28 protein-coding genes and 1 tRNA gene are annotated in these 24898 nt (G+C 68.6%); 16 read left to right on the top strand and 13 right to left on the bottom strand.

Annotation, left to right across the window (positions count from 1 at the left end; translation table 11 throughout):
* Nucleotides 1-2: 2 nt before the first annotated feature.
* Nucleotides 3-707 (top strand): phosphate signaling complex PhoU family protein, encoded by a 705-nt coding sequence (locus tag ACNS84_RS06395; protein WP_435074017.1) that lies wholly within the window; start codon nt 3-5, stop codon nt 705-707.
* 2 nt (nt 708-709) lie between these two features.
* Complete coding sequence (locus tag ACNS84_RS06390; protein ID WP_435074016.1) at nt 710-1732, top strand: AbrB/MazE/SpoVT family DNA-binding domain-containing protein; 1023 nt, start codon at nt 710-712, stop codon at nt 1730-1732.
* An 81-nt stretch (nt 1733-1813) separates the two neighbouring features.
* On the opposite strand, the gene ACNS84_RS06385 is transcribed toward ACNS84_RS06390, so the two are convergent.
* Both ACNS84_RS06385 and ACNS84_RS06380 read right to left on the bottom strand, forming a co-directional pair.
* Nucleotides 1814-2767: a coiled-coil domain-containing protein gene (locus ACNS84_RS06385; protein WP_435074015.1), complete on the bottom strand. Its 954-nt coding sequence runs from the start codon at nt 2765-2767 to the stop codon at nt 1814-1816.
* A gap of 5 nt (nt 2768-2772) precedes the next feature.
* Complete coding sequence (locus tag ACNS84_RS06380; protein ID WP_435074711.1) at nt 2773-3195, bottom strand: arsenate-mycothiol transferase ArsC; 423 nt, start codon at nt 3193-3195, stop codon at nt 2773-2775.
* A 462-nt stretch (nt 3196-3657) separates the two neighbouring features.
* Between ACNS84_RS06380 and ACNS84_RS06375 the strand changes: the two genes are divergently transcribed.
* Both ACNS84_RS06375 and ACNS84_RS06370 read left to right on the top strand, forming a co-directional pair.
* On the top strand, nt 3658-4341 hold the full coding sequence (locus tag ACNS84_RS06375; protein ID WP_435074014.1) for a haloacid dehalogenase type II: 684 nt from the start codon (nt 3658-3660) through the stop codon (nt 4339-4341).
* A gap of 6 nt (nt 4342-4347) precedes the next feature.
* Complete coding sequence (locus tag ACNS84_RS06370) at nt 4348-5157, top strand: SDR family NAD(P)-dependent oxidoreductase (RefSeq protein ID WP_435074013.1); 810 nt, start codon at nt 4348-4350, stop codon at nt 5155-5157.
* A 202-nt stretch (nt 5158-5359) separates the two neighbouring features.
* Here ACNS84_RS06370 and ACNS84_RS06365 read toward each other — a convergent pair.
* Nucleotides 5360-5433: transfer RNA gene (locus ACNS84_RS06365), tRNA-Val, on the bottom strand.
* A 61-nt stretch (nt 5434-5494) separates the two neighbouring features.
* Here ACNS84_RS06365 and ACNS84_RS06360 point away from each other — a divergent pair.
* The 3 genes from ACNS84_RS06360 (at nt 5495) to ACNS84_RS06350 (ending at nt 7165) form a co-directional block, all read left to right on the top strand.
* Nucleotides 5495-5974, top strand: a complete 480-nt coding sequence (locus tag ACNS84_RS06360) for a DUF192 domain-containing protein (protein ID WP_435074012.1) — start codon at nt 5495-5497, stop codon at nt 5972-5974.
* A 57-nt stretch (nt 5975-6031) separates the two neighbouring features.
* Nucleotides 6032-6439, top strand: a complete 408-nt coding sequence (locus ACNS84_RS06355; protein WP_435074011.1) for an SHOCT domain-containing protein — start codon at nt 6032-6034, stop codon at nt 6437-6439.
* A 66-nt stretch (nt 6440-6505) separates the two neighbouring features.
* Nucleotides 6506-7165, top strand: a complete 660-nt coding sequence (locus ACNS84_RS06350) for a DUF4013 domain-containing protein (protein WP_435074010.1) — start codon at nt 6506-6508, stop codon at nt 7163-7165.
* A 98-nt stretch (nt 7166-7263) separates the two neighbouring features.
* On the opposite strand, the gene ACNS84_RS06345 is transcribed toward ACNS84_RS06350, so the two are convergent.
* Genes ACNS84_RS06345 through ACNS84_RS06330 form a run of 4 tightly spaced genes read right to left on the bottom strand, consistent with a single transcriptional unit; the run spans nt 7264 to nt 11683 of the window.
* Nucleotides 7264-8403, bottom strand: coding sequence for an ABC transporter ATP-binding protein (locus tag ACNS84_RS06345; RefSeq protein ID WP_435074009.1), 1140 nt, complete (start codon nt 8401-8403; stop codon nt 7264-7266).
* Nucleotides 8403-9281: a carbohydrate ABC transporter permease gene (locus tag ACNS84_RS06340; protein WP_435074008.1), complete on the bottom strand. Its 879-nt coding sequence runs from the start codon at nt 9279-9281 to the stop codon at nt 8403-8405. Before ACNS84_RS06340 ends, ACNS84_RS06345 begins: the two co-directional genes overlap by 1 nt.
* Complete coding sequence (locus ACNS84_RS06335) at nt 9278-10288, bottom strand: carbohydrate ABC transporter permease (RefSeq protein ID WP_435074007.1); 1011 nt, start codon at nt 10286-10288, stop codon at nt 9278-9280. Before ACNS84_RS06335 ends, ACNS84_RS06340 begins: the two co-directional genes overlap by 4 nt.
* A 33-nt stretch (nt 10289-10321) precedes the next feature.
* A complete protein-coding gene (locus ACNS84_RS06330; protein WP_435074006.1) occupies nt 10322-11683 on the bottom strand; it encodes an ABC transporter substrate-binding protein in 1362 nt (453 codons plus the stop codon).
* A gap of 252 nt (nt 11684-11935) precedes the next feature.
* Between ACNS84_RS06330 and ACNS84_RS06325 the strand changes: the two genes are divergently transcribed.
* The 4 genes from ACNS84_RS06325 (at nt 11936) to ACNS84_RS06310 (ending at nt 16103) form a co-directional block, all read left to right on the top strand.
* A complete protein-coding gene (locus ACNS84_RS06325; RefSeq protein ID WP_435074005.1) occupies nt 11936-12985 on the top strand; it encodes an AAA family ATPase in 1050 nt (349 codons plus the stop codon).
* A 2-nt stretch (nt 12986-12987) separates the two neighbouring features.
* Nucleotides 12988-13620: a protein sorting system archaetidylserine decarboxylase gene (locus ACNS84_RS06320; RefSeq protein ID WP_435074004.1), complete on the top strand. Its 633-nt coding sequence runs from the start codon at nt 12988-12990 to the stop codon at nt 13618-13620.
* 207 nt (nt 13621-13827) lie between these two features.
* Entirely contained in the window at nt 13828-14502 is a 675-nt protein-coding gene (locus tag ACNS84_RS06315) for an HVO_2922 family protein (RefSeq protein WP_435074003.1), read from the top strand.
* 368 nt (nt 14503-14870) lie between these two features.
* Entirely contained in the window at nt 14871-16103 is a 1233-nt protein-coding gene (locus ACNS84_RS06310) for a DNA primase (protein ID WP_435074002.1), read from the top strand.
* Nucleotides 16104-16140: 37 nt separating this feature from the next.
* Here ACNS84_RS06310 and ACNS84_RS06305 read toward each other — a convergent pair whose 3' ends face one another.
* A complete protein-coding gene (locus ACNS84_RS06305) occupies nt 16141-16356 on the bottom strand; it encodes a DUF7472 family protein (RefSeq protein ID WP_435074001.1) in 216 nt (71 codons plus the stop codon).
* A gap of 169 nt (nt 16357-16525) precedes the next feature.
* On the opposite strand from ACNS84_RS06305, the gene ACNS84_RS06300 reads away from it, so the two are divergent.
* Complete coding sequence (locus ACNS84_RS06300; RefSeq protein ID WP_435074000.1) at nt 16526-17347, top strand: SWIM zinc finger family protein; 822 nt, start codon at nt 16526-16528, stop codon at nt 17345-17347.
* Nucleotides 17348-17387: 40 nt separating this feature from the next.
* Here ACNS84_RS06300 and ACNS84_RS06295 read toward each other — a convergent pair whose 3' ends face one another.
* The 4 genes from ACNS84_RS06295 to ACNS84_RS06280 all read right to left on the bottom strand — a co-directional run bounded on the left by ACNS84_RS06295 (nt 17388) and on the right by ACNS84_RS06280 (nt 19734).
* Nucleotides 17388-17579: a hypothetical protein gene (locus ACNS84_RS06295; protein ID WP_435073999.1), complete on the bottom strand. Its 192-nt coding sequence runs from the start codon at nt 17577-17579 to the stop codon at nt 17388-17390.
* A 122-nt stretch (nt 17580-17701) separates the two neighbouring features.
* Nucleotides 17702-18040: a 50S ribosomal protein P1 gene (gene rpl12p, locus ACNS84_RS06290; protein WP_435073998.1), complete on the bottom strand. Its 339-nt coding sequence runs from the start codon at nt 18038-18040 to the stop codon at nt 17702-17704.
* An 18-nt stretch (nt 18041-18058) separates the two neighbouring features.
* Nucleotides 18059-19099 (bottom strand): 50S ribosomal protein L10, encoded by a 1041-nt coding sequence (locus ACNS84_RS06285; protein ID WP_435073997.1) that lies wholly within the window; start codon nt 19097-19099, stop codon nt 18059-18061.
* Nucleotides 19096-19734 (bottom strand): 50S ribosomal protein L1, encoded by a 639-nt coding sequence (locus ACNS84_RS06280; RefSeq protein ID WP_435073996.1) that lies wholly within the window; start codon nt 19732-19734, stop codon nt 19096-19098. The genes ACNS84_RS06285 and ACNS84_RS06280 overlap by 4 nt, the downstream gene beginning before the upstream one ends.
* 302 nt (nt 19735-20036) lie before the next feature.
* Between ACNS84_RS06280 and ACNS84_RS06275 the strand changes: the two genes are divergently transcribed.
* Complete coding sequence (locus ACNS84_RS06275; RefSeq protein WP_435073995.1) at nt 20037-21581, top strand: acyl-CoA carboxylase subunit beta; 1545 nt, start codon at nt 20037-20039, stop codon at nt 21579-21581.
* Complete coding sequence (locus ACNS84_RS06270; protein WP_435073994.1) at nt 21581-21949, top strand: DUF8022 family protein; 369 nt, start codon at nt 21581-21583, stop codon at nt 21947-21949. Before ACNS84_RS06275 ends, ACNS84_RS06270 begins: the two co-directional genes overlap by 1 nt.
* A gap of 183 nt (nt 21950-22132) precedes the next feature.
* On the opposite strand, the gene ACNS84_RS06265 is transcribed toward ACNS84_RS06270, so the two are convergent.
* Entirely contained in the window at nt 22133-22351 is a 219-nt protein-coding gene (locus ACNS84_RS06265; RefSeq protein ID WP_435073993.1) for a DUF7987 family protein, read from the bottom strand.
* Between the two features lie 123 nt (nt 22352-22474).
* Here ACNS84_RS06265 and ACNS84_RS06260 point away from each other — a divergent pair, with 123 nt between their 5' ends.
* Both ACNS84_RS06260 and ACNS84_RS06255 read left to right on the top strand, forming a co-directional pair.
* Complete coding sequence (locus ACNS84_RS06260) at nt 22475-24361, top strand: acetyl-CoA carboxylase biotin carboxylase subunit (RefSeq protein ID WP_435073992.1); 1887 nt, start codon at nt 22475-22477, stop codon at nt 24359-24361.
* 116 nt (nt 24362-24477) lie between these two features.
* Nucleotides 24478-24825, top strand: coding sequence for a hypothetical protein (locus ACNS84_RS06255; protein WP_435073991.1), 348 nt, complete (start codon nt 24478-24480; stop codon nt 24823-24825).
* Nucleotides 24826-24898 lie beyond the last annotated feature (73 nt).

The following is a 24898-nucleotide window of genomic DNA, read 5'->3' as shown; positions in this document are numbered from 1 at the left end:
CCGTGTCCCGCGAAGCGTACCACGAGTCGCTGGACGAACTGCGAGCCGACGTCGAATCGATGGCGAACGGCGTGTCGGCGCAGCTTCTGGCGGCGCTCGACGCACTCGACGGCGACGACCGCGAGGCGGCCCGCGCGGTGATCGACGGCGACGACCGCGAGGCGGCCCGCGCGGTGATCGACGGCGACGACGAGATCAACCGGCGGTACCTCGCCCTCGAGAGCGACTGCGTCGACCTGATCGCCCTCCAGCAGCCCGTCGCCTCGGACCTTCGCTTCGTCGCCGCGACGTACAAGATACTCACCGACCTAGAGCGGGTCGGCGACCTGGCGACGAACCTCGCCCGGTACGCCCTCGCCGGCGGCTCGGATGTCGTCGCCGAGGCACGGGTCCGACGGATCGGCGAAACCGCCTTCGGACAGTTTCGGGACGCCGTCGGCGTGTACGCCGACGCGGACGCCGAAGCGTGTCGAGCGGTCGCCGCGCGCGACGACGAGTTCGACGCGGCGTGTCAACACGCCAGCGAGGCCGTCGTACGCGAACTCGTCGGCAGCGAGGCCGACCGGTGGGACGTCGAGCGGCTGCTCGACGACGTGTCGCGGCTGCTGCTCACGATCCGCGATCTGGAGCGAGTCGGAGATCACGCCGTCAACATCGCCGCGCGGACGCTGTACATGGACGAGAGCGACCCCGAGCTGATCTACTGACCATGGAGACGAGAAAGCTGCAGGAGGTCGGCGGCGGCACGTTCACCGTCTCGATTCCGAAGGGATGGGCGAAGCGCCACGGCTTCGAGGTGGGGATGGAGCTGCGACTGTACACTCATCGCGACGGTTCGATCCTCGTCCGGTCCTCGGCCGCCGACGTCGACCGACTCGACGAGGCGACGATCGAAATCGACGCCGACGGCGGTCCCGAGGCCGTTCGACGCGCGGTTCGGACGGCTCACGCGGTCGGCTTCGAGATAATAAGGCTGCGTCGGGCGGAGGCGTTCTCCGACGCGGATCGCAGGGCCGCGCGGTCCGCGGTTCGCGGGTTGGTCGGGACGAACGTCTTCAGCGAATCGGACGCGGAGATCACGATCAGACACCTCTTGGACACCTCGTCCGTTTCGGTTCGTCAGTCCGTCGTGCAGCTCCGGTACGCGGTCGTCTCGCTCCTCCGCGACGCGACCGAGGCCCTCGTCGACGCTGCGGACGCGCGTTCGAGGGTCCGCGACCGCGCCGACGAGGCGCGTCGATCCGCGGAGATGGTCACGCGGCACTTCTCGCGGTCGCTGGTCTCGCACGCCGAACTCGACGCGCTCGGCGTCTCCCGACCCGACCTGTTCGCCTACCACGCCACCGCTCGCCGTCTCGAAGCGGTCGCCGATCAGGCCGTCCGGATAGCGGGAGCCGGCGAGAAGCTGTCGGAGCCGCTCGCTGACGAGTCGGCCGCAGACGTGCGCGCCGTGGCCGACGACGTCGCCCTCGCCGTCGACGACGCGGTGACGGCCGTCCTCGACGGGGACGGGGCAGCGACCCGGTGGGCGAGAGAGCGGTGCGACGACGCCGCGGAGGGCATCGAGTCGATCGATGGGCGGCTGTACGACGGCGCGGTCCCGGGACCGGCCTCTGCGGCGGTCGCGCTGTCGGACGCCCTCGTGCGGCTGGACCGAGCGACCGACTGCGCCCGGTCGATAGCCCAGACCGCCGCCGGAGCCGAGGTCCGCGACGAGAACGTCGACCACTGACTGCCCGTGCGACGGGGGCGGCCGACGCGACCCCGGCGGTCGGCGTTCCGCCGACGCCCGCACAGCCTCCGAGAGATTCGGTTACCCGTCCGCCGCGGGCCGATGCTCTTCGACGACGGCCTCGACCTCGGCCCACGCGACCGGCGGATCCATCGCGTCGAGCGACTCGTCGAGCGCGGCCAGCCGATCCCCGAACCGAGCGGTCCACTCGGGCTCGGCGTGCGCGGCGAGCCGCTCGCCGGCGGCCTCGTGACGGGTCCGAATCTCGTCGAGCCGCGACCCGATCCCCGACGGCGGGGCCTCGTCCTCGCGCTCGGCCCACGTTCGAAGCGCCGCCAGTTCGGCCCGGACGTCAGCGATCAACAGCGACGCGACGCGGTGTCGAACCATCGCGGCGGCCCACCTGGACGCCGCGTCGCGCTCGCTCCCGGTGCCCCCGCCGTCGGCGGCGAGCGATTCGACGGCGGCGTCGAGCTCGTCCACCGATTCCGCGAGCGCGTCGACGTCGGCGGCGAGTTCCTCGGCGCGTCGGTCGGCGTCGGCGAGCCACGTCTCGAAGGAGTCGATCTCGAACTGGAGGTCGTCGGCGGCGCGCTGGACCTCGGTCGCGGCGGTCGTCACCCGCTTGACCCGCCGCGCGATCGCGTAGAGGTCCCCGTCTTCCCTCGTGTCGAGCACCTCCTGAACGGCGTCGCCGAGGTCATCCGCGCGGTTCTCGATACCGTCGAGGCGCACGTCGAAGTCGTCGAGGCGCCCGATCACGGGGGGCAAGTCCGCGGCCAGATCGGCCGCTTCCCGCGCGCCGGCCAGCTTCTCGGCCGCGAGCTCCGTCCGCGTCTCGGCGGTCGTCACCACCAGCGACGCGTTCGCGAGGGCGTCGTCGACGGCCGCCCGGCGGACGATCCCGTCCCGGGCGACGATAGCGAGCGTCTCGCGCACCTCGCCGGCGTCTCCCTCGCCGTCGACGACGGCGGCCGCCCGTTCGACGGACACGCCGTCGAGATCCGTCGGCTCGTCGGCCGGCGTCTCGGTCATCCGCGTCACCCCGTGGACGGCGTCTCCGACAGCAGTTCGTCGAACAGCGCCTCGACTCGCTCGGCGATCTCGTCGCGGATCTCGCGCACCTCCGCGAGGGGGCGACCGTGCGGGTCGTCGAGGCCCCAGTCGCGATTCTCGCCGCTCCACGTCGCGGGACAGACGTCCGACGCCGAACACCCCATCGTGACGATCAGATCCGCTCTCTGAAGCTCGTCCGGCGTCACCTCTCGCGGCGTTCGGTCGCCGAGGTCGATATCCAGTTCGCGCATCGCCTCGACGACGACGTCGTGAACGCGGTCGGCGGGGCGCGTCCCGCCGGTGACGATCTCGATCCGATCGCCCGCGTCGCGACGGTTGCGTTCGCGCTCGGCGAACGCCGCCGCCATCTGGCTCCGGCCCGCGTTCTGGACGCAGACGAGCGCGATCCGGTGGTCCGACCGCCCGGTGTGGTTGCTCACAAATCGGTATGCGAGCGGGGTTCGTATAGTCGTTTCTTCGGATCGGTATTGAGTGCTATAGAGCGGTATTGCGAACCCTTTCCCTATCCTCGCTCTCGGTCACCGAGTACACGACACCGTCCGAACATCGCTCCCGATCGGGAGCACGGAAGACCCGTTCTATGCGCTATGAGTTTGCACACCCGGTGTCGTACGACGGCCCCATCACGACCGAGGACACACCGATCCTGACGCGCACACGCGTCCCGCCGACCGAACCGAGCGAGGAGGCTGACAGGGCATCGATCGCGACCCGCACGCGGGCGCCGTGACTGTGGCCGCACCCCGCGACCGTCATCGCTGTGTTTCGATCGGCAGAATCCGCGACTGGGATCGCTCACCGGATCGACCACCGGGAGTAATGACGGCGGCGACCGAAGGACGACGCGAATGTCGTTTGAGCCCGACCGCGTCAGAACGGTGACGTTCGACTCGTACAGTACCCTCGTCGACGTCGAGGCGGCCGAGGCCGCGCTGGCCGACCGCGTCGCCGACCCCGAGCCGGTGTCGCGCCTGTGGCGGTCGCGCTCGCTGGCGTACACGTTCGTCGCGAACGCCATCGACGCCTACCAGCCGTTCTACGAGATGAACCGAGACGCGCTGACGTACGCACTGGAGGCGCACGGCGCCGACGTCTCGACGGCCGAGCGCGACGAGATCCTCGCGGTGTACCACGAGTTAGAGGTGTTCGACGACGTCCGGTCGGGAATCGAACGCCTCAGCGAGGGCGGGTACGACACGTACGTGCTCTCGAACGGGAACCCGGCGATGCTCGACTCGATGGTCGAACACGCCGACATCGGCGACCTCGTCGACGACGCCATCAGCGCCGACGAGGTGGAGACGTTCAAGCCAGCCGCGGAGTTGTACCGCCACGGCGCCGCCCGGACCGGGACGCCGATAGACGAGGTCGTCCACGTCACTGCCGGCTGGTTCGACGTGATGGGTGCCGCCCACGCAGGGATGCAGGCGGTCCGCCTCGACCGGAAGGGGACGCCGTGGGAGCCGTTCGACGGCGAGCCGGATCACACGGTCGGATCGATCCACGAACTGGCGGACGCACTGGGGGTTTAAGCCGCGATGACCGACCGCAATGCGACCGCGGACGAGGCCCCCCGATCCCCCAGCGACGCGCTCCCCGACCTCACCGGGCGCGTCGCGGTCGTCACGGGCGGCGGGCGCGGTATCGGGCGAGCGATAACCCTCGGACTGGCGGCCGCCGGCGCGACGGTCGTCCCCTCGGCTCGAACGGCCTCGGAGGTCGAAGCGGTCGCCGAGGCGGCCCGTGAACTGGGCGCCGACGCGCGAGGAATCGCGGCGGATGTGACCGACGACGACGACGTGGCGGCGCTCGTCGACCGGACCGTCGAGCGCTTCGGCTCGCTGGACGTGCTCGTCAACAACGCGGGATTCAACCCCAACGAGGCACTCGGCGACCCCGCCGACATCGAGGCCGACGCGGTCGACGACGTGCTCGACGTGAACCTACGAGGCGCGTTCCGAACCCTCCGAGCGGCGGGGCCGCATCTGAAAGATGCCGGGGGGAGCGTCGTCAACGTCGCCAGCGTCGCGGGCGAGGTCGGGCTTCCGAGACAGCACCCGTACGTCGCCTCGAAACACGGACTGGTCGGCTTCACGAAGAGCGCGGCGATTGATTGGGCACCCACGGTGCGGGTAAACGCCGTGGCTCCGGGGTACGTCGCCACTGACCTCACGGAGACGCTACAAGAGAACGAGCGACTCCGGCAGTCGATCCTCGATCGGACGCCGCTGGACCGCTTCGCCGACCCGATGGAGATCGCTGGCCCGGTCGCGTTCCTCGCCAGCGACGCCGCGAGTTTCGTCACGGGCGAGACGCTGGCGGCCGACGGCGGCTGGACGTCGCGGTGAGACTTCGCGGTATCGAGATGCGGACGCGGATCGGTTCGCACAGTTGCGGCGGCGTCGCTCGCGAAGCGTTCCCGGCGAAGTGGGCTCGGGCGGGTTCGAACCGAACTCAGACGTGCTCGCTCGCTCCGTTCGCTGCGCGCGACTGAGAGGATTCGAACGCCATCGCAGACATCTCAGTGACTCACTCCGTTCGTCTCAGAGATGGGCTCGGGCGGGTTCGAACCGCCGATCTCAGCCTTGTAAAGGCCGCGTCATAACCAGCTAGACCACAAGCCCTCACCCGCTTGAACCCGCCCGGAGCGGAAAACGGTTTCTTTCTCCGGCGCAACGATCGCCCGTGAACCGTCGTCTCCTCGGGGTCGCCGTCGGTCTCGCGCTCTGCATCCTCCTCGGATTCGGCGCCGTCGCGGCGAACCCGGCCCTCCTGATCACCGACTACGAGACGACGACGGTCGAGGCCGTCGACGGCGACACCGGCGAGTCGCTCGCGACCGTCGAGGTCCGCGTCGCCGACGGTCTCGTGAAACGATACGTGGGGCTCTCGGCGACCGACGACCTCGACGCCGGCGAGGGGATGCTGTTCGTCCACGACGACGACCGCGAGCGCGCCTACGTGATGCGTGAGATGGCGTTCGCGCTGGACATCGTGTTCGTCGCCTCGAACGGGACGATAACGACGATCCACGAGGCCGAGCCGGAGTCATCCCCACTCACTCGGTACCGCGGCACCGGCCGGTACGTCCTCGAAGTCCCGCAGGGGTGGAGCGAGCGACACGGCGTCGACCCCGGCGACCGGATCGTCGTCGATCCGGAGTGAGCGGCGTCGCCCGAGTGCGACGAAACCGATTTCCGCCTCGCTGTCGTCGTCTCAGGTATGACCGGGCTCTCCAGACGGATCGCGTGGAACCTCCGCCACCGCTGGCGGCGGGTGTTCGCGCTCCTCGTCGTGGGCGTCGGCGTCGCCGCCCCGATAGTCACCGGGCTCTGGTGGACCCTCCCGCTGGTGTGGTTCCTCGGGCTATTTATCGTGCTCCCCGTGCTCCACACGCTGACGCAACCGCTCCCCGATCGGAACGACGGCGACGCGGAGCGGGACGCCGACCCCGCGCTCACCGCGCTCCGGGAGCGCTACGCGCGAGGCGATATCGACGAGCGGGAGTTCGAGCGAAAGCTCGACCGCCTGCTGGAGACCGAAGACGTCGAAACCGTCGACTCGGCGGACGACGTCGGCGACCGGGTCCGCGAGGGGATCCGGCGCGAGGTCGAACGGATCCGAGAGTGACTAGCGAGTGATCCCGCAGATGACCGGCCAGAGCGACGGCGGCGCGCCGCGCCGCGTGGTCCGAGCGTGATCCCGGCCATCCTGACGTATCCGGTGCGCGGGTCGAGGCGGCTCGACGCGCTCGTCGTCGGCGGCGGACTGCACCTGCTCGCCGTCTGGCTGCCGGTGCTCCCGTTCGTCGCGGTGGCCGGGTACCTGGCGCGGGTCCTCGTCGCGACGGCGACCGCGGGACCCGACACGGACCCCGACCGCCCCGGCTGGCGACCGATCGGGCCGCTGGTCCGCGACGGGCTGCGGGCGAGCGTGACCGTCGTCGGCTACCTCGCCGTCCCGGTCATCCTCCTGACCGTGACGCTCGGCGGACCGTTGGAGGGGATCGATCCGACAGGCACCACCGACGGGATATTCTTCATCGTCGGGTCAACCGTCTCGACGCTGTTGGCGTTCGCACTTTTGTATCCGCTCCCGGCCGCGCTCGTCGCGGTGTCTCGCGAGCGCTCGCTCCGTGCCGCGGTCGACGCGACGCTCGTGGGAGCGGCGACCCGCGACGCCGGCTATCTCGTCGCGGTCCTGCTCGCCGCCGGCGGACTCGGCGTCGTCTTCGCGGCGTACGCGGCGCTCAACGCGGTCGCGCTCGGTTTCTTCGTCGCCTTCTACGCGGAGGTCGTCGCGGCGGCGGCGGTGGGGCGGGCGACCGCTCGGGCGTGGGAGCGACGCGGGCTGTGAGTCGTCGACCACCGACCGATTGACGGTCGACCCGTTCGCCGCGGCGCCGCTGCGCGACTGTGAAAAATAAAACCGACCGCGGAGCGGTCAGCGAGGAGTTAAACCCGCGTTTCGTTCAGCTCGGCGGCCTCGAGCGAACGGCTGTGGACCGCCTCGCCGGTGGCGCCGTCGAACACGTGGATCGCGTTCTCCGGGAGTTCGACGATCACGTCCGTCCCGTCTTCGAGCTGTCGGAGCCCGTCGATGGTCGCGACCAGGTCCGGCCCGTCCGCGAGCGAGAGGTGGACGACGTTCTCGTCGCCCATCGGCTCCACCACTTCGACGGTGGCGGCGTACGCGTGACCGTCGGCGGCCTCCGCGTCGGCGGTGACGGAGAGGTCCTCGGGCCGGATCCCCAGCGTCGCGCGCTCGCTGTCGGCGACCGCGGCGGCGGTCGACTCGGCGAGCGGGTATCGGAACGCATCGGCGACGAGGGCCGCGTCCTCGACCGCGCAGTCGACGAAGTTCATCGACGGATCGCCGATGAATCCTGCGACGAACTGATTCGCCGGTCGGTGGTACGCCTCGAGCGGCGTCGCCACCTGCTGGAGCTCACCGCCGTCCAGGATGGCGATCCGGTCGCCCATCGTCATCGCCTCCGTCTGGTCGTGAGTGACGTAGACGGTGGTCGTGTCCAGGTCGTTCTGGAGCTGCTGGAGCTCCGTGCGCATCTGCGAGCGGAGCTTCGCGTCGAGGTTGCTGAGCGGCTCGTCCATCAGGAACGCCTTGGGTTCGCGAACGATGGCGCGGCCGAGCGCGACGCGCTGCTGTTGTCCGCCGGAGAGCGCGCCGGGCTTGCGATCGAGCAGGTTCGTGATATCGAGCAGTTCGGCCGTTTCGTCGACGCGTTCGTCCATCTCGTCCTCGCTGAGGTCGGTCGACTCCTCGAGACCGAAGCGCATGTTCTGGCGAACGGTCATGTGCGGGTAGAGCGCATAGCTCTGGAACACCATCGCGATGTCCCGCTCGGCCGGCCCCTGCTCGTTCATCCGCTGGCCGGCGAGTCGGATCTCGCCGTCCGTGATCGATTCGAGTCCGGCGATCATCCGGAGGGTCGTGGACTTCCCACAGCCCGAGGGACCGACCAGGACGAGGAACTCCCCGTCCGCGATGTCGATATTCACGTCGTCGACGGCGAGGACGGAGCCCTCGCCCTCGCCGAACCGTTTCGTCACCGAGTCGAGTTCGAGTCGTGCCATTATGTATCACCTGCGACGCCTTTCGCGAACTGCTCTCCGAAGAGGACGTAGACGACGAGCGTCGGCAGCGCCGCGACGAACGCGCCCGCCATTTGGAGATTGAACTGCTGAACGAACGATCCCTGAAGCTGGTTCAACGCGACCGTCACCACTTGGTTGGACGGGTCGCTGACCAGCACGATAGCGAACAGGAGGTCGTTCCAGATCTGCGTGAACTGGTAGATGAGCGTTACCGCGAAGATCGGGACGGAGAGCGGGAGGATGATCCGGCGGTAGATAGTCGCCGCCGAGGCGCCGTCGAGTCGGGCCGCCTCCAGCATCTCGTCGTCGATCGTCGCGTAGTACGACCGGAAGAGGACGGTACAGATCGGTATCCCGTACGCGACGTGCGTGATACCGAGGTTGATCAGTCCCTCGTTGTCGGCGACGATCCCGATCGGGATCCGGCCGCCGAGGTCGACGAACGACCAGAACTGCGTCAGCGGCACGAGCACGGCCTGGTACGGGATGAACACGCCGGCGACGAACAGCATCAGGACGCCGACCTGCCCCCGCCAACTGAGGTTCGTCAGTCCGTACGCCGCGAGCGAGCCGAACAGCGCCGACAGCACCGTCGCCGGTACCGCCATCGTCGCGCTGTTGAGCAGCCCCGCGGAGAGCCGGTCGAACGCCATTCCCCACGCCGAGAGCGTGAACTCGCCGATCGGCGGGAGCGCGAACGGCGTCGTCGACCGGAAACCGTCCGGAGTCTTGAACGCGGTCATGAACCCGGACTCCAGCGGTGCGAGGTAGAAGGCGACCATCGCCAGCAGGACCGCGTACAGCGCGATCCGGGAGGCGTCGAGGTCGAACGACCCACCGCTCGTGTCGGCGCTCATAGCTCACCCCGCCGGTACTGGACGAACAGGTACGGCCCTATCACGCCGAGCGCCATGGCGAAGAGCACCATCGCGACCGCGGAGCCGTACGCCCACTGGATGCGATCGAAGGCGACGCGGTACATCATCACCGAGAGGATGTCCGCCGACTGGCCGGGATTGACCCCGAACAGCACGAACAAGAAGTCGAACGCCTTCAGTGCGAACACGACGAGTACGACCGTCGCCGACATCGTCGACGCTCGTAGCTGCGGGATGATCACGCGCCAGTAGAGCCGGATCGTCGACGCACCGTCAATGCGCGCCGCCTCGTACTGCGCGTTCGGGATGGCGCGAAGTCCAGCGAGGTAGACGACCATGCAGTAGCCGGAGAACTGCCACATCAGTGCGAAGATGATCGCCGCCAGCTTGAACTGCGGGTCCGAGAGCCACGCCTGCGTGAGCGACTCGAGGCCGATACTCCGGAGCACCTCGTTGACGAGGCCGATCCGGGGGTTGTACATCCACGACCAGAAGATGGCCGTGACGACGAACGAGAGGCTCATCGGCAGCAGGTAGATCGTTCGGAACGTGTTCTCGAGCCGGATCTTCTGGTCGACGAGTATCGCGACCAGCAGGCCGACGATGAGCGAGAGGACGGTGAACGCGAGCAGCAACACCAGCGTGTTCCGGAACGCGGCGTGGAACGACGCGTCCGTGAGCAGCCGCGTGTACATCTCCGTCGACAACGAGGAGTAGTCGGGCGAGCCGAGCCCCTCCCACCCGGTCAGCGAGATGATGAAGTTCCAGCCGATCGCGCCGTAGACGAAGAACAGCACGAGCAGTCCCGGCGGGCCCCAGAACGGGAGCGATTCGAGAAATCGACTCCGGCGGAACCGCGACCGGAGCGACTCGCGAGACGTCCCGTCGGCGACGGCACCGCCGTCGGTCCGGGCGGGAGACGAGGTCACGTCGCTCTCGGCGGTCGCGTCGCTGTCACCGGAGTCCGATCCGCCGGTGTCGCGCATCAGTGCTGCAAAAATCCGTGAGGACATCAGTTATCAGAACGCGTCGCGGATACCCTCGTACGCCGCGTCGACGTTGAGGCTACCGTTGAAGTTCGCGAAGACTTCAGAGAGCGCGGACTGGATGGCCGGCGCGACCGCCGTCCCGTGGGCGATGGCCGGCGGCTGCGTGTTCGAGTTCTGGAAGTCTTCGAACTGTCGGGTGAGGAAGTCGCCGAACTCGTCCATCGGCACGTCGGTCCGCGGCGGGATGGACCCCTTGATCGGGTTGAAGCGCTCCTGTGCGTCGACGGTGCCGGCGTAGTTGAGGAACTTCTCGGTCTCATCCGGCGACGGGTTGTTGGTGGGGAAGACGAACGAGTCGATGACGGACTGGTAGACGCCCGAGGTGCCCGGGAACGGCACCATGTCCCAGTCGGTCTCGAACTCGAAGCCCTCGGCGGAGCCGTACTGGCCGGCCGCCCAGTCACCCTGGTGGAGGAACGCGGCATCGCCCTCGATCACCTGGTTGTTGCCCTGGTCCCACGAGATGGACCCGGCGTCCTCGGGGTAGTACTCGGCGTACGCCGCGAGCGTCTCGAGGGAGGTACGAACCTCGCTCTCGAGCGATTCGACGTCGCCGCCGATGAGGGTCTGATAGTCGTCGACGCCCTGCTGGCCGATGAAGATGCTCTCCCACATCTGGAGCGACGACCACGGGGCCTGCGTCTGGTGGGCCATGGGGGTGGCGTCGGTCTCGGTTGCGACGGTCTCCATGGCAGCGAGGAGTCCCTGCGGGTCGTCGATGTCGGCCGCGTCGACGCCGGCCTCCTCGAGGACGGAGACGTTGTAGAAGAGGTTGTTCAGCCGGTGAATGTTGATCGGGACGGCGACGAGGTTCCCTGCGGGCTGGGCGAGGTTGCGGACGCCGTCGAGGTAGGCGTCGCGCATCTCTTCGTCCCAGACGGACTCGCCGATGTCCTCTAACAGCCCCTCGTCCGTGTACGGCGTGAGGGCCTGTCCGGGCCAGATCTGGAACGTACTCGGCGGGTTACCGTCGATCACGCGGTTCTGGATCACGGTGTCGATCGCGGAGCCAGCGCCACCGGGCGCCGGGTTGTCGACGATTTCGACGTCCGGGTGCTCCTCTCGGAAGCCGTCGAGCAGGGCCTGATAGGCGTCCTGCTCGCCGCCGGCCGTCCACCAGTGGACGATCTCTAACTCGGCGGACGAGTCGCCCCCGTCGGAGCCGTCTCCTCCGTCCGAACCGTCCGAACCGTCTCCTCCGTCTGAACCGTCCGAACCGTCGCCACCGCCGGAACAGCCGGCGATCCCCACGGTCGCGAGGGTCCCGGCGCCGGCGACGTAGTGCCGGCGGGTGAGCCGACTCTTGGAGTCGTTGCTATTGTCACGTGACATGTGTGCGAAAGTTTGCGTGCCCAATACTTAATGATTGATATCCATTTACTCAAAAGCTTGTAAAACACACGCACGGTGGCGACGGCGAAGATGATCGACTCACCGCGCAGAAGCGAGAGATCGGGGAACTCGGCGAGAGTTCACGGAGAAGCGCGAACGCTCGAAGCGGAGCGATCCCCCACGGGCACACCGACCGGTTCTCGAACCGACACACCGACCGATTCTTGAGCGTTCGTCCCGCACTGACAGGATATGGACGGACCGCTGTGGATCGACGCGCACGCTCCCGCGCTCGACGAGATCCGACAGGATGAGGCCCGCGAGCGACTGGAGCGCGCGGTCGACGAGCCGATGAACCTCGTCGTGCAGGGACCGCCGGGGGTCGGGAAGACGGCGGCGATCCGGGCACTGACCCGGGCCGCCCACGCGAACCCCGAGAGCGACCTGATCGAGATCAACGTCGCCGACTTCTTCGGCCGAACGAAAAAGGAGATCCGGACGGACCCCCGCTTCGAGGGGTTCCTGCAGGGGCGGAGCCGAATGGCGAAACGCGACATGATCAACCGCGTCCTGAAGGAGTCGGCGTCGTACGCGCCGATGTCCGGCGAGTACAAAACGGTCCTCCTCGACAACGCCGAGTCGATCCGGGAGGACTTCCAACAGGCGCTCCGCCGCGTGATGGAACAGCACCACCGCACCACGCAGTTCGTGATCGCCACCCGACAGCCGTCGAAGCTCATCGCGCCGATCCAGTCGCGCTGCTTCCCGGTCCGGATACGCGCGCCGACGACCGACGAGACGATCGACGTGTTGGAGACCATCTGCGACCGCGAGGGCGTGACGTACGACGGCGACGGGCTGGAGTTCGTCGCCAGCGCGGCCGGGGGCGACCTGCGAGAGGCCATCCTCTCCGCGCAGGCGACGGCGGTCGAGGGCGGCGAGGTCACGATGTCGACCGCCTACGAGACGCTGGGCGAGGTCGGCGACGACGACGAGATCCGCGAGGCACTCGCGGACGCCCGCGCCGGCGACCTGAAGGACGCCCGATCGACCCTCGACGACCTCCTCGATGACGGGGGATACGACGGCGGAGAGCTCCTTCGGGAAGTCCTGCGGGTCGCCCGCGCCGGCTCCGAATACGGTGGGGACGACCTGGCACGGCTTCACGTCCTCGCCGGCGAGGCCGACCTCGATCTGACCGACGGGCTCGACGACCGGATCCACCTCGTCCACCTGCTCGCGGCGTGGGCCGCCGGTCGCACCGCGCTTCGACCCGATATTCGCGACGCGGTGGAGGCCTGACGATGGCCCGAGACCCGCCGCTCGCGAGCATTCTCCCGTTCCCGGTCGTCGACGAGGCGTGGCGGCTCGCGCTCGTGCCCGCCCTCGTCGGAGCCGCGACCCTGCCACTCCTTCCGCCGGTCGGTGCCGCCCTTCTCGCGCTCGCGGTCGGCGTCCTCTGGTTCCACCGAGACCCCGACCGAGACCCCCCGGACGCCGAGGGGATCGTTCTCGCACCCGCCGACGGCACCGTGTCGGTCGTGCGCAAGGAGGGGCGCCGCCTACGCGTGGGTGTCTTCATGAACGTCACCGACGTGCACGTCAACCGCGCGCCGATGGCGGGTGAGGTCCGGGAGGTTCGGCACCGACCCGGCGCGAACCGCCCCGCGTTCAGCAAGGAGTCCGACCGCAACGAGCAGGTCACCATCGACTTCGGCGAGTACGAACTGCTGGTCATCGCCGGCTGGTTCGCCCGGCGGATCCACCCCGCCGTGGAAGCCGGCGACACCGTCGACCGCGGGGAGCGCGTCGGTCACGTCTCGTTCGGCTCTCGCGCCGACGTGATCCTCCCCGCCGACGTCGACGAGGACGACCTACTCGTTCGCGAGGGGGACGCGGTGCGGGCCGGCGAGACGATCATCGCTGAGCGGGAATGACCGCCGTCACCAGACGCGAGAGAACGCCGTCGACGAGGCGGAACGGACGCCCTCGGCGTTTGCTCCCAGCCCGAATCGAACTCACGCTCGTCGAACGCACCCGCGCGTCGAACGCGAGATAGAGGGGCCGTTCCGAGCGTTCCGGAGCGCCGGCGGCAGGCGTCACGGGCATAGGGTTTTGTGTGCCCCCCGTGAGGTGAAACGTGCATGACCGAAGAAACGGTCCACGAGTCGGAGGGGTCACGAAGTCGACAGGCACTGGCAACGTATTTCCGCCGCATCGCGAAGGCGCTCGGCCGCGGGGAACCGCTCCCCGTCGACGACGCCGGCACGGTGACTGTCGACCCCGGGGCCGAACCCGAGGTCGATATCGAAGTCGAACGTGAGGACGGTACGGTTCATTTCGAGGTAGACGTGGCGTTCGACGAGGCGGACGGCGCGGTCGAGACCGACGCCGCCGCGAGCAAAGGGACCTTCGAGCTGTACACCGACGACGCCGACGAGTGGCGCTGGCGGCTCGTCCACGACAACGGGAATATCATCGGTGACGGCAGCGAGGGGTACACGGAGAAACGGGACGCGATATCGGGGATCGAGAGCGTTCAGCGGAACGCGCCGGGCGCGCACGTGGTCGACGCGAACCGCGACGAGGAGCCGCCCGCGGAGGGCGGGAGCAACGCCACCTTCGAGCTGTTCGGCGACAAGGCCGACAAGTTCCGCTGGCGGCTCCGCCACGAGAACGGGAACATCATCGCCGACTGCGGACAGGGATACGCCTCGAAGCAGAAGGCGAAGCAGGGACTGAACAGCGTGAAGTCGAACGCGCCGGGCGCGGCGATCGAAGAGGCCGGCGACGACGAGGCGCCCACCGACGAGGAGTGAGCCGACGGTAGTCCCCGACGGTTCCTCCATCGACGACTCCTCCACCGACGACACAGTCTTCGACGCGCCGACCCGCCGAGTCGGTCCCTCGACGCGGACGCACGGAGCCCAGCGCCGGCAGACCGTCAAGCCGCGGGCGATCGAGATGACCTGGGCGGCGATTCGGAGGGGCTCTTCTTACCGGGAGACGGCGCGCCGGCGGAGTTCGGCGTCGTCGCGCTGCTCGTGGTCGGGGTCGACGCCGACGACACCGACACCCTCTGTTGGGCGTGATCGACGGCTACCTCGGGCACACCCTCCGCGGGGAACTGTATCGCGGGCGCGGACCGCACCGCTTATTCGACGCCCGTCGCTACCTCGGGTCGGACATGGACGCGCTCGACGCAAAGTACCCGTTCTTCGCGCCGGCCCGCGAGGCCGTCGCCGACGCCGCGGTGTCGCTCCCGGAGCTCGTCGCGGCCGACGCCCCCGCCGTCGAGCGCGGGCGCGAGCGCGTCGAGCGCGCCCTGATGGACGGAACGGTCGCGTCCGAGAGCGGATCGTTCCCCGACGACTCCGACTACGACGTGCAGGCCGAACTGCTCTCGTACCCCATCGCGCGGATCCTCGTCTCGCTGCTCGACTCCGAGCCCGCCATCGAGAAATACGCCGCCGCGGAGGCGGCGACGGCGGTCGACCGGATCCGCGAGGACCTCGCGGCCGACGACGAGTTACGGTCGGTGTCGGCCCCGACCGTCGACCTCGGCGACGTGCTCGCCGAGTTCGACCTCGCCGACGCGGTGCGTCCGGAGGCGCCCGGAGGCGGACCGGCGGCAATCGGGGCGGGCGGAGCGGGTGGTGCCGGGGCGGGATCGGCCGGCGCCAGCGCCCGCGGCCGCACTCCCGATCACTACTGGATCGACGTCGGCTCGTACCTCGGGCTCACGTCCCCGTCGTGGGGGCCGTCGTGGCGACTCGTGAACCGCGCACTCGCCGACGGGGCGGTGCGCGTCTCCCGCGAGGAGCTGCTGGACGCGCTGGAGGCCGCGGTCGAAGCGCGGGTGCGCGAGGGGCTCCCGTTCGAACTGGCGGCCGGCGAAGGGATCGCCGGGGAGCTTGAGGACGGCGTCGCCGACCTCAAGCGCCTGCTCTCCGAGCGGAGCTACGCGGGCCCCGCCGACGTCGTCGCCCCGGAGCTGTTCCCGCCGTGCATGACGAACCTGATCGAGAAGGCCGAGCGCGACGTCGACCTCTCGCCACCGGAATCGTTCGCACTGATGTCGTTCCTCGTCGGCATCGGGATGACGCCGGACGAGGTGGTGGCGTTCTGCGCCGACACGAGCCTCGACGCCGAGGGCATCCGATACCAGACGGAATATTTAAAAGACGATCGGGGCACGCAGTACCCTCCGCCCACCTGCGAGACGCTGGCGAACTACGGGATCTGCCACAACGAGGACGACCACATGCAGGTTGCCGTCGACCCCCTCGCCTACTACGAGAAGCGGGTCGAGACAGCCGACGAGATCACCGACTGGCGGGAGCGCGAGGACGGAGGCACTGCAGAAGACGAGGAAGGAGCGGGCGAAGTGGAGGGCGAGAGCGAGAGCGGGACGGAGTGAACGCCGGGGGACGGAGAGACGTGAGCGAGTCGGTCGCTTACTCGTCGTCGCCCGCGTGGATGAGGTACGCGCCGACGAGCGCCATCAACAAGACGAACCCGGTCAGCAGTCCGACCAGCGCGATTGCGCCGGACTCCGGAAGCTCGGACGACCCGCCGAACGTGACCCCGATCCCGACCAGTCCGACGATGAAGACGGCGGCCGCGAGAACCGAGACCGTGATCTGCCGACGGAGCTCCGCGTCGATTTCCATGCCCGCGAGTTTCCGTCGGCGCTAAAAAAGGACTTCGATGAGGGCGGGCCGATGCTGGCGGCGGCGTCAGGGGCGTTACAGGTCGAAGCATCGCCTCGTTTTGACGGCGAATTTAACTGTTCTCGAAGGCTATCTCCACCTGAAGCGAGGGGCACCCTCGCAGCCACCCATGACGCACCCCCGAACCCCACCTGCGTCGGCGGCCGCCGACTCGGACGCCCCCCGAGCCGCGCCGCCGGGACGGTCTCCGGAGCAACGCGCCACGGCCGAAGTCGACGGCGGGCTCGACGGCCGACGCTCCGAGGCGACCGACGCGGACGAAGCGGCCGGCATCGGCGAGGAAGTCGGCACCGACCGAGAGGCCGGACCCGACGGAGGGACGAAGACGAACGAGGAACCGACCGCCAACGACGAACCCGATAGCGACGTCGACGGCCGGTCGGCGCGCGCGGTCACCGAGGAGATGACGGTGCGACCGCTCCGCGACCGACGGTACGTCGTCGAGACCGACGGCGGGACGTACGTGGTCGCGCTCGACGCCGGGACCTGCACGTGCCCGGACCACGCGATCCGCGGCTTCCGGTGTAAACACCTCCGGCGCGTCGCCATGGAGGTGACCGCGGGGTCGATCCCCGCACCGAACGAACGCGTCGGCGTTTGTGCGGTCTGCGGAGCGGAGACGTTCGTCCCGCTCGACGCCGGGCGATCACATCTCTGCGCGCGTCACGACTTCGAGCCGGGCGACCTCGTCCGCGACCGGGAGACCGACGAGCGCGTCGTCGTCGTCGCGGTTACGACCGACCGGGCCGACGCCTACCGGACGGAGGAGGGCAGGCTCGTCGACGAGTACGCCACGAACGCCGCGTACGGCGCCCACGAGCCCGTCGTCGAGGCCGTGTACGTCGACGCGATCCGACCGGGGCGAGGGATCACCGACTGCAAGCGGTACGCCTTCCCCGCCTCGCGGCTCGTCCGAGTGACCCGCGAGTGACCCGAGGGCGTCCCCCGCGTCGGCCGCGCTCGCGCGGGGCTTACCCCGCGAGGTGACTGATGTCGCGTCGCAGCGTGTACCCCTTCGGGACGCCCACGGCGCTCAGACACTCCGCGCACAGCACCCGCTCGTAGTCTCTATTCGTCTCCTTTTCGAGCAGCGAGACGTCCGCGATCGGAAACACCGACTCACACCGGTCGCACTCGACCATGTCACCGTCGACAATCTTCATTAGCTATCCACAGTTCCGGCGATCGATATAAAAAGACGTGCCCGACGTTATCACTCGGGATAGCGGCGTCGGCATAAAAATCGGTGCGGTCGGCGCGACGGTCGGTCGCGGTGCGTCCGAGGTTAGCCGAAGAGTTCGCCGAGGCCCTCGCCGCCGTCCTCGTCGTCGTCTTCTTCTTCCTCGTCCGCGGCTTCCTCGGCCTCGTCGGCCTCGTCGGCCTCGTCGGCGCTATCGTCGGCGTCCGCGGTGTCCGCGGAGCCTGCGGCGGCGCCGGCGGCGGGAGCCGCGGCGGCCGTCTCGATGGCGTCTTCGATGTCGACGTCCTCCAGCGCGGCGACGAGCGCCTTGACGCGGGATTCCTCGACGTCGACGCCGGCGGCTTCCAGCACGCCGGTGATGTTGTCCTCGTTGATCTCTTCGCCAGTCTCGTTCAGGATGAGCGCAGCGTAAACGTATTCCATTGGTGTGTCCTCGTAGTGTTAGCCGAACATCGCGCCGAGACCGTCGCCGCCGTCGTCGCCGTCGTCCTCGTCGGCGTCGTCGTCGGTCGTCTCAGCGTCGTCCGTGTCGTCGTCTTCCTCCGCCTGTTCCTCCTCGTCGGCGTCGTCCGTCTCCGGAGCCGGGGCCGCCTCAACCCCTCGCAGCTCCTCGGGAAGCGCCTCCTCGTCGTCGATCTGGACCGCGAGCGCACGCAGCTGGGCGTCGGCCTTCCCGATGAGGTCGGGCACGACGTCCGGGCTCTCGATCTCCGCGAACAGCCCGACCGACTTCGCCTCGCCGGCGGCCTTCGCGAGAAGGCTGCCGACCGTGGCGGTCGTCGGGTACTCGGCGTTGATCGAGAGGTTGCGCGCGGCGGCCGCGGCGGACCGGATGTCCGCCGCGTACTCGTCGACGTCGATCGCGAGCTCGTCCGGCTCGAACAGGACGCCCTCGGAGTAGACGCCCTTGAGGTCCAGCCCGACTTCCTTCGGCTCGATGCCGAGCTCGATCAGGACGTTCGCGAGGTCTTCGTCGACGACCTCGCCCTCTTCGAGGACCGTGGAGTCCTCGGTGACCATGATCGAGCCGTCCTGGATGCGCGCGGCCGCGCCGACAGTCTGGAGCTCGCCGACGAACGGCCCCGGGTCGACGCCGGTGTCACCCTCGGGGATGACGACGTCGTTGGGGGCGACCTCGCCCGCGTTAATCGGGGCGGGGGTCTTCGAGGCTTCCAGCTGCTTGTAGAGGCCGAACGGGTTGTCGTTCGTGCCGATGAGCGCGACCTGACCCGAGACGTACTGGGTCAGCTCTTCGACGCCGTCGTTGACCTCTTCGAGGGCGCGGACGGTGAGCGTGTTCCGGCTCACTCGGACGTCGGCCGAGCCGTGCAGCTCGCGGCGCATGGCCTGAAGCTGTCGGCTCGGAATGCCGCCGACGCCGACGATCCCGACGGAGTTGAACGAGTCGATGAACTCGACGAGCTCGTCGACTTCGTCCTGCTTCCACTGCGGGATCGTCTCGGTCTTGCGGACCGAACTCATACGGGCACCTCCTTCGCGGGACCCATCGTGGTCTTCACGTAGATCCCGTCGATGTTGAGCGGCCCCTTCTCGAGGCTCGCTTCGAGTCGCCGGATGATGACGTCGATGTTGTCCGAAATCGCCTCGGCGCCCATGTCTTCGGCGCCGACGCGAGTGTGGAACGTGCGCCGGTCACGGGACCGGAGCTGCACCGTGTTCTTCATCCGGTTGACGGTCTCGACGACGTCGTCGTCCGGCTGTAGTGGGGTAGGCATCTTCCCGCGCGGACCGAGGACGGTACCGAGGTACCGACCGATGTCCTGCATCAGGTTGGCCTCTGCGACGAAGAAGTCGGTGTCGCCGGCCAGATCCTTTGCGCGGTCGTCGTCGTCTCCAAGGTCCTCGAGGTCGTCGCTGCCAAGCACTTGATCAGCAACTTCCTGAGCGCGGACGGCGGTTTCACCCTCCGCGAAGACGACGATCTGTGTCTCCTGCCCCGTTCCAGCCGGCAGCACGACGGACTCGTCGATGCGGTTCGACGGATCGTTGAGGTCGAGGTCTCGCAGGTTGATCGCGATGTCCACGGTCTCGCGGAAGTTCCGCTCGGGCGCATCGTCGAGTGCGAGAGTTACGGCCTCTTGTATTGTGTCTGCCATTTTCACCTCCGTAGTACGCAGGTCGCTCCTACGGGTCAGTGAAACAGGCGAAGCCTGTCTCACCGGAGAGTGGTCCATCGGAGGTTTAAAAGCGTCGAACCGCTCGTCGCCGTGTGAACCGCCGACAGGGGCCGTACGGACGGTCGAGGGGAGTCGTCGGGCCCGCACCGAAGCGGCGTCGCTGGACCCCACGCGGGCACCGTGTTCGACGTGCGTCGAAGTCGAAAACGTCGGATAGGGGAACCCTTTTGATGCCGCTGTCCGACCCACGAGGTAATGAGTCAAGGTGGTCCGGCGTGACGATGGACGACCGTATCGAGGACCTCCGGGAGCGCCGCGAGCAGGCGGCGCTGGGCGGCGGCGAGGACCGGATCGAGTCTCAACACGACCGAGGGAAGATGACCGCACGCGAGCGGATCGACTACTTCCTCGACGACGGGACGTTCCACGAGTTCGACCGCTTTCGCAGCCACCGGAACCACAAGTTCGGAATGGAGGAACAGCAGATCCCGGGGGACGGCGTCGTCACGGGATACGGCGAGGTGAACGGCCGGAAGACGTTCGTTTTCGCGCACGATTTCACCGTCTTCGGCGGCTCGCTCGGAGAGGTGTTCGCCGAAAAGGTGTGTAAGGTGATGGACAAGGCGATGGACGTGGGGGCGCCCGTCGTCGGCCTCAACGACTCCGCCGGTGCGCGGATTCAGGAAGGGGTCGCCTCGCTCGGCGGCTTCGCCGAGATATTTCGACGCAACACCGAGGCATCGGGCGTGATCCCGCAGATATCGTCGATCATGGGACCTTGCGCCGGCGGGGCAGTGTACTCGCCCGCCATCACGGACTTCACGTTCATGGTGAAAGACACCTCACACATGTTCATCACCGGCCCGGACGTCATCGAGACGGTGACGGGCGAGGAGGTGAGCTTCGAGGAGCTCGGCGGCGCCCTCACCCACACGTCGACGTCGGGGGTTGCCCACTTCGCCGAGGAGAGCGAGGAGGACGCCTTGGACAACATCGCGCGACTGCTGTCGTACCTCCCCGCCAACAACGTCGAGGACCCGCCTCGAGTCGAGCCGTGGGACGACCCCGAGCGCGCCGACGACTCGCTGGGCGACATCGTCCCTGACGCGCCACGGAAGCCGTACGACATGAAAGACGTCATCGGCAGGGTCGTGGACGAGGGATCGTTCTTCGAGGTGCAAGAGAACTTCGCGAAGAACATCGTCGTCGGCTTCGCTCGACTGGACGGGCACTCGATCGGAATCGTCGCCAACAACCCGCGCGTGAACGCCGGCACGCTCGACATCGAATCGAGCCAGAAGGGTGCGCGCTTCGTCCGCTTCTGTGACGCGTTCAACATCCCCATCCTCACCTTCGAGGACGTTCCCGGATTCATGCCCGGCACCGATCAGGAGCACAACGGGATCATCCGCCACGGTGCGAAACTGCTGTACGCCTTCTCCGAGGCGACGGTCCCCCTCCTCACCGTGATCACCCGGAAGGCGTACGGGGGCGCCTACTGCGTGATGTCGTCGAAACACATCGGCGGCGACGTCAACTACGCGTGGCCGAGCGCCGAGATCGCGGTGATGGGGCCGAAGGGTGCCGTCAACGTCCTCTACCGCGAGGAACTGGCCGAGGCCGACGATCCGGACGCGCGACGGCAAGAGCTCATCGACGAGTACCGCGAGGAGTTCGCGAACCCGTACAGCGCCGCCGACCGCGGCTTCGTCGACGACGTCATCGAGCCCGCGGAGACCCGCGCGCGACTGATCGACGACCTCCAGATGCTGCGGGGGAAGCGGTCGGACCAGCCCGAGAAGAAACACGGCAACATCCCGATCTGATGGCGCCCGACGCATCGGAGCGAAGCGACGGTTCGGCCGCACCGGACGCGAACTCGGGAGAGTCGGATCGCGACGAATTTGAACGGGAGGAGCCGCATGGTGCGGCGGTCGCCGCCGCGCTCGACGGCCTGACGATCCCCGACGACGCCGACGATGCGGAGGCCGCCGCCATCGCCGCCGCGGTCGCGGCTCACCTCCGCGACAGGGAGGCGGCCGCGGCGGCCGCGGCGGACGACGACCGCGGATGGGACGGGAAGCGGTGGTCGTTCGCCGGCCGGGTGGACCGGCTCACCGGCCGGTCGATTCGGGTACCGACGGACGCACCGACCGACCCCTGGACCGCGGCCGGCCGCGTCGAGCGGTTCTGACCGACGACATGTGACGGCACGGTACGGCCGCTCGTGGTCGGGTTAAACGCGAAGTCCCGGACGCGAGAGCGCCCGAGGGCGTGCATTCCCCTGGCGAGACGCGCGGCGCGCCTCGCCACGAAAACCCTTCTCAGGGTACGTCGAGATACGTGTCCAACTAACTTATATTGGCGTGGTGAAACGTCACGCGTCGGGCGGCTCCTCGGACTGTTCATCGCTCGCGACCTCCGAGGGAGATCCGCCGAAAACGCGGTTGAGAACCGCGGGGACGACGACGATGATGAAAACGAGCAGTCCGATCCGAACGAGGAGCGACGCGTCCGTCAGGAGCGTCGCGGCGAGGTACGCGCCCGCCGCGACGAGCGTCGACGGCAACACGTAGGGGTTTCCGGGCGAGAGCATGGGCGGAACTGGCGTTCGGGATCCTCTTAACCGTCCCGGGCGCGGCGAGAGCCCCGTGCTGGTGTGGTTCGGCGTCGCGGACCGATAGAATCAGGTGGCTTATGCTGAAACATTGGTGTAAGAATGTTCGACAAGGTTCTCGTCGCGAACCGCGGAGAGATCGCGGTTCGGGTGATGCGCGCGTGTGCGGAACTCGGTGTCGACACCGTCGCCGTGTACAGCGACGCGGACAAGCACGGCGGCCACGTCCGGTACGCGGACGAGGCGTACAACGTGGGGCCGGCCCGTGCCGCCGACTCGTACCTCGACGGCGAGGCCGTCGTCGAGGCAGCGCGGGCGGCCGGCGCCGACGCGATTCACCCGGGGTACGGCTTCCTCGCCGAGAACGCCGACTTCGCGGCGCGCGTCGAGGCCGCCGACGGGATCACGTGGGTCGGCCCCGCCAGCGACGCGATGGAGCGGCTCGGCGAGAAGACCCACGCCCGCCGGGTGATGGACGACGCCGACGTCCCCATCGTCCCGGGGACGACGGAACCCGTCACCGAGGCCGAGGCGGTCAGGGAGTTCGGCGACGAGCACGGCTACCCGGTCGCGATCAAGGCCGAGGGCGGCGGCGGGGGCCGCGGGATGAAGGTCGTCGAGAGCGCCGACGAGGCCGACGAGGCGCTCGAAGCGGCCAAGCGCGAGGGAGAGGCGTACTTCTCGAACGACTCCGTCTACCTCGAACGCTACCTCGAGAACCCCCGCCACGTGGAGGTGCAGATCGTCGCCGACGATCCGACGGCGAGCGGCGACGGGGACGAGCCGCTCGACGAGAGCAACGTGGTCCACCTCGGCGAGCGCGACTGCTCGCTCCAGCGCCGCCACCAGAAGGTGATCGAGGAGGGGCCGTCTCCGGCGCTCTCCGACGAACTCCGCGAGGAGATCGGCACGGCCGCCCGTCGCGGCGTCGCCGCCGCCGGCTACACCAACGCCGGCACCGTCGAGTTCCTCGTCGAGGAGGACCTCGACCGCGACCCGGCGGACACGCTCGGCCCCGACACCCCGTTCTACTTCCTCGAAGTCAACACGCGCATCCAGGTCGAACACACCGTCACCGAGGAGCTGACCGGGATCGACATCGTCAAAGAACAGCTTCGAGTCGCCGCCGGCGAGGGGCTCTCCGTCTCGCAGGACGACGTCGATCTGAACGGCCACGCCATCGAGTTCCGGATCAACGCGGAGAACGCCGCGAAGGAGTTCCAGCCCGCCAACGAGGGACGGCTCGACACGTACGACCCGCCGGGCGGGATCGGCGTCCGCGTCGACGACGCGCTCCGGCAGGGCGACGAACTGGTCACCGACTACGACTCGATGATCGCGAAGCTGATCGTGTGGGGCGCCGACCGCGAGGAGTGTCTCGCCCGGTCGAAGCGCGCGCTCGCGGAGTACGACCTCGACGGCGTCGTCACCATCGTCCCGTTCCACCGGCTCATGCTCGACGACGAGCGCTTCGTCGCGGGCACCCACACGACGAAGTACCTCGACGAGGAGCTCGACCGCGACCGAGTCGCCGAAGCGCAGGAGAAGTGGGGGACCGAGTCGACCGCGGGCGACGACGAGGAGGAGATCACCGAGCGCGCGTTCACCGTCGAGGTGAACGGCAAGCGCTTCGACGTTGAGCTGGAGGAGCGCGGCGCGCCGGCGATCCCGACTCCCGCAAGCGGCGGGGCGGGCGGCCGTCAGCAGCGACCGCCGCAGGCGAAGTCCGGCGGCGGTGGCGACGGCAGCGACGGCGGCGTCGACGTCGCCGAGGGCGGCGAGGCGATCGCAGCGGAGATGCAGGGGACGATCCTCTCGGTCGACGTCGCCGAGGGCGACGAGGTGGCCCCCGGCGACGTCGTCTGCGTGCTTGAGGCGATGAAGATGGAGAACGACGTGGTCGCCGAGCGCGGTGGGACCGTCGCGAGCGTCCACGTCGGCGAGGGCGACAGCGTCGACATGGGCGACGTATTGATCGTTCTGGAATAAGCGGCGTCACCCGTCGGACGCGGTCGTGTCTACGCGATCGACGCCCCGATGGCGAACGCGTCTGACCCCCCGACCTGACCGACGCTGTTTAACCGAACGCCTGAGAACGCATGGCCATGGAGCCGGTCGACGACTGGCGGGGGGCGATCGCGGAGGCCGGGGAGCTTACCGGCCCGATCGCCGCCGGGATCGTCGGCGAGCACGGCGACCGCGGGAAGCGCGCGATCGAGGCGGTCGGCGAGGGCCGAGTGAAGCGCTACCGCGATTTCACCGTCGTCGTCGGCCACGACGACGAGTACGTCGTCGAAGAGGGGGAGTGCACGTGCGCCGACGCGACGTACAACATCGACGCCGAGGATCCGAGCGATCGGTGTTGGCACGCGATCGCGGTCGACGTCGCCGACGCCTTGGGCGCGGTCGACTACCACGACATGTGGTACTCGGAGGTCCGGGAGTTTCTGTGAGCCGGCGCTGAACTGAGCGTGGAGCCCCCGATCAGACGCCGTTTAGCCCGATGAGGGGCCGATACGCCGGATT

This window comes from Halorubrum wangae (genome assembly GCF_051194135.1).
Classification (GTDB): Archaea; Halobacteriota; Halobacteria; order Halobacteriales; family Haloferacaceae; genus Halorubrum.
Note: the sequence above shows the minus strand (reverse complement) of the source record. Positions and strands in the feature narration are given on the sequence as shown.

Bases quoted from the DNA above. Each gene is read 5' to 3' on its own strand.
- ACNS84_RS06340 (WP_435074008.1), bottom strand. From the start codon at position 9,281: ATGAGCGCCGACACGAGCGGTGGGTCGTTCGACCTCGACGCCTCCCGG.
- ACNS84_RS06385 (WP_435074015.1), bottom strand. From the start codon at position 2,767: ATGACCGAGACGCCGGCCGACGAGCCGACGGATCTCGACGGCGTGTCC.
- ACNS84_RS06295 (WP_435073999.1), bottom strand. From the start codon at position 17,579: ATGAAGATTGTCGACGGTGACATGGTCGAGTGCGACCGGTGTGAGTCG.
- ACNS84_RS06305 (WP_435074001.1), bottom strand. From the start codon at position 16,356: ATGGAAATCGACGCGGAGCTCCGTCGGCAGATCACGGTCTCGGTTCTC.
- ACNS84_RS06270 (WP_435073994.1), top strand. From the start codon at position 21,581: ATGGCGCCCGACGCATCGGAGCGAAGCGACGGTTCGGCCGCACCGGAC.
- ACNS84_RS06300 (WP_435074000.1), top strand. From the start codon at position 16,526: ATGACGCACCCCCGAACCCCACCTGCGTCGGCGGCCGCCGACTCGGAC.
- ACNS84_RS06285 (WP_435073997.1), bottom strand. From the start codon at position 19,099: ATGAGTTCGGTCCGCAAGACCGAGACGATCCCGCAGTGGAAGCAGGAC.
- ACNS84_RS06275 (WP_435073995.1), top strand. From the start codon at position 20,037: ATGGACGACCGTATCGAGGACCTCCGGGAGCGCCGCGAGCAGGCGGCG.
- ACNS84_RS06345 (WP_435074009.1), bottom strand. From the start codon at position 8,403: ATGGCACGACTCGAACTCGACTCGGTGACGAAACGGTTCGGCGAGGGC.
- ACNS84_RS06370 (WP_435074013.1), top strand. From the start codon at position 4,348: ATGACCGACCGCAATGCGACCGCGGACGAGGCCCCCCGATCCCCCAGC.
- ACNS84_RS06280 (WP_435073996.1), bottom strand. From the start codon at position 19,734: ATGGCAGACACAATACAAGAGGCCGTAACTCTCGCACTCGACGATGCG.
- ACNS84_RS06390 (WP_435074016.1), top strand. From the start codon at position 710: ATGGAGACGAGAAAGCTGCAGGAGGTCGGCGGCGGCACGTTCACCGTC.
- ACNS84_RS06265 (WP_435073993.1), bottom strand. From the start codon at position 22,351: ATGCTCTCGCCCGGAAACCCCTACGTGTTGCCGTCGACGCTCGTCGCG.
- ACNS84_RS06310 (WP_435074002.1), top strand. From the start codon at position 14,871: ATGGACGCGCTCGACGCAAAGTACCCGTTCTTCGCGCCGGCCCGCGAG.
- ACNS84_RS06260 (WP_435073992.1), top strand. From the start codon at position 22,475: ATGTTCGACAAGGTTCTCGTCGCGAACCGCGGAGAGATCGCGGTTCGG.
- ACNS84_RS06375 (WP_435074014.1), top strand. From the start codon at position 3,658: ATGTCGTTTGAGCCCGACCGCGTCAGAACGGTGACGTTCGACTCGTAC.
- ACNS84_RS06325 (WP_435074005.1), top strand. From the start codon at position 11,936: ATGGACGGACCGCTGTGGATCGACGCGCACGCTCCCGCGCTCGACGAG.
- ACNS84_RS06255 (WP_435073991.1), top strand. From the start codon at position 24,478: ATGGAGCCGGTCGACGACTGGCGGGGGGCGATCGCGGAGGCCGGGGAG.
- rpl12p (WP_435073998.1), bottom strand. From the start codon at position 18,040: ATGGAATACGTTTACGCTGCGCTCATCCTGAACGAGACTGGCGAAGAG.
- ACNS84_RS06330 (WP_435074006.1), bottom strand. From the start codon at position 11,683: ATGTCACGTGACAATAGCAACGACTCCAAGAGTCGGCTCACCCGCCGG.
- ACNS84_RS06335 (WP_435074007.1), bottom strand. From the start codon at position 10,288: ATGCGCGACACCGGCGGATCGGACTCCGGTGACAGCGACGCGACCGCC.
- ACNS84_RS06355 (WP_435074011.1), top strand. From the start codon at position 6,032: ATGACCGGGCTCTCCAGACGGATCGCGTGGAACCTCCGCCACCGCTGG.
- ACNS84_RS06320 (WP_435074004.1), top strand. From the start codon at position 12,988: ATGGCCCGAGACCCGCCGCTCGCGAGCATTCTCCCGTTCCCGGTCGTC.
- ACNS84_RS06315 (WP_435074003.1), top strand. From the start codon at position 13,828: ATGACCGAAGAAACGGTCCACGAGTCGGAGGGGTCACGAAGTCGACAG.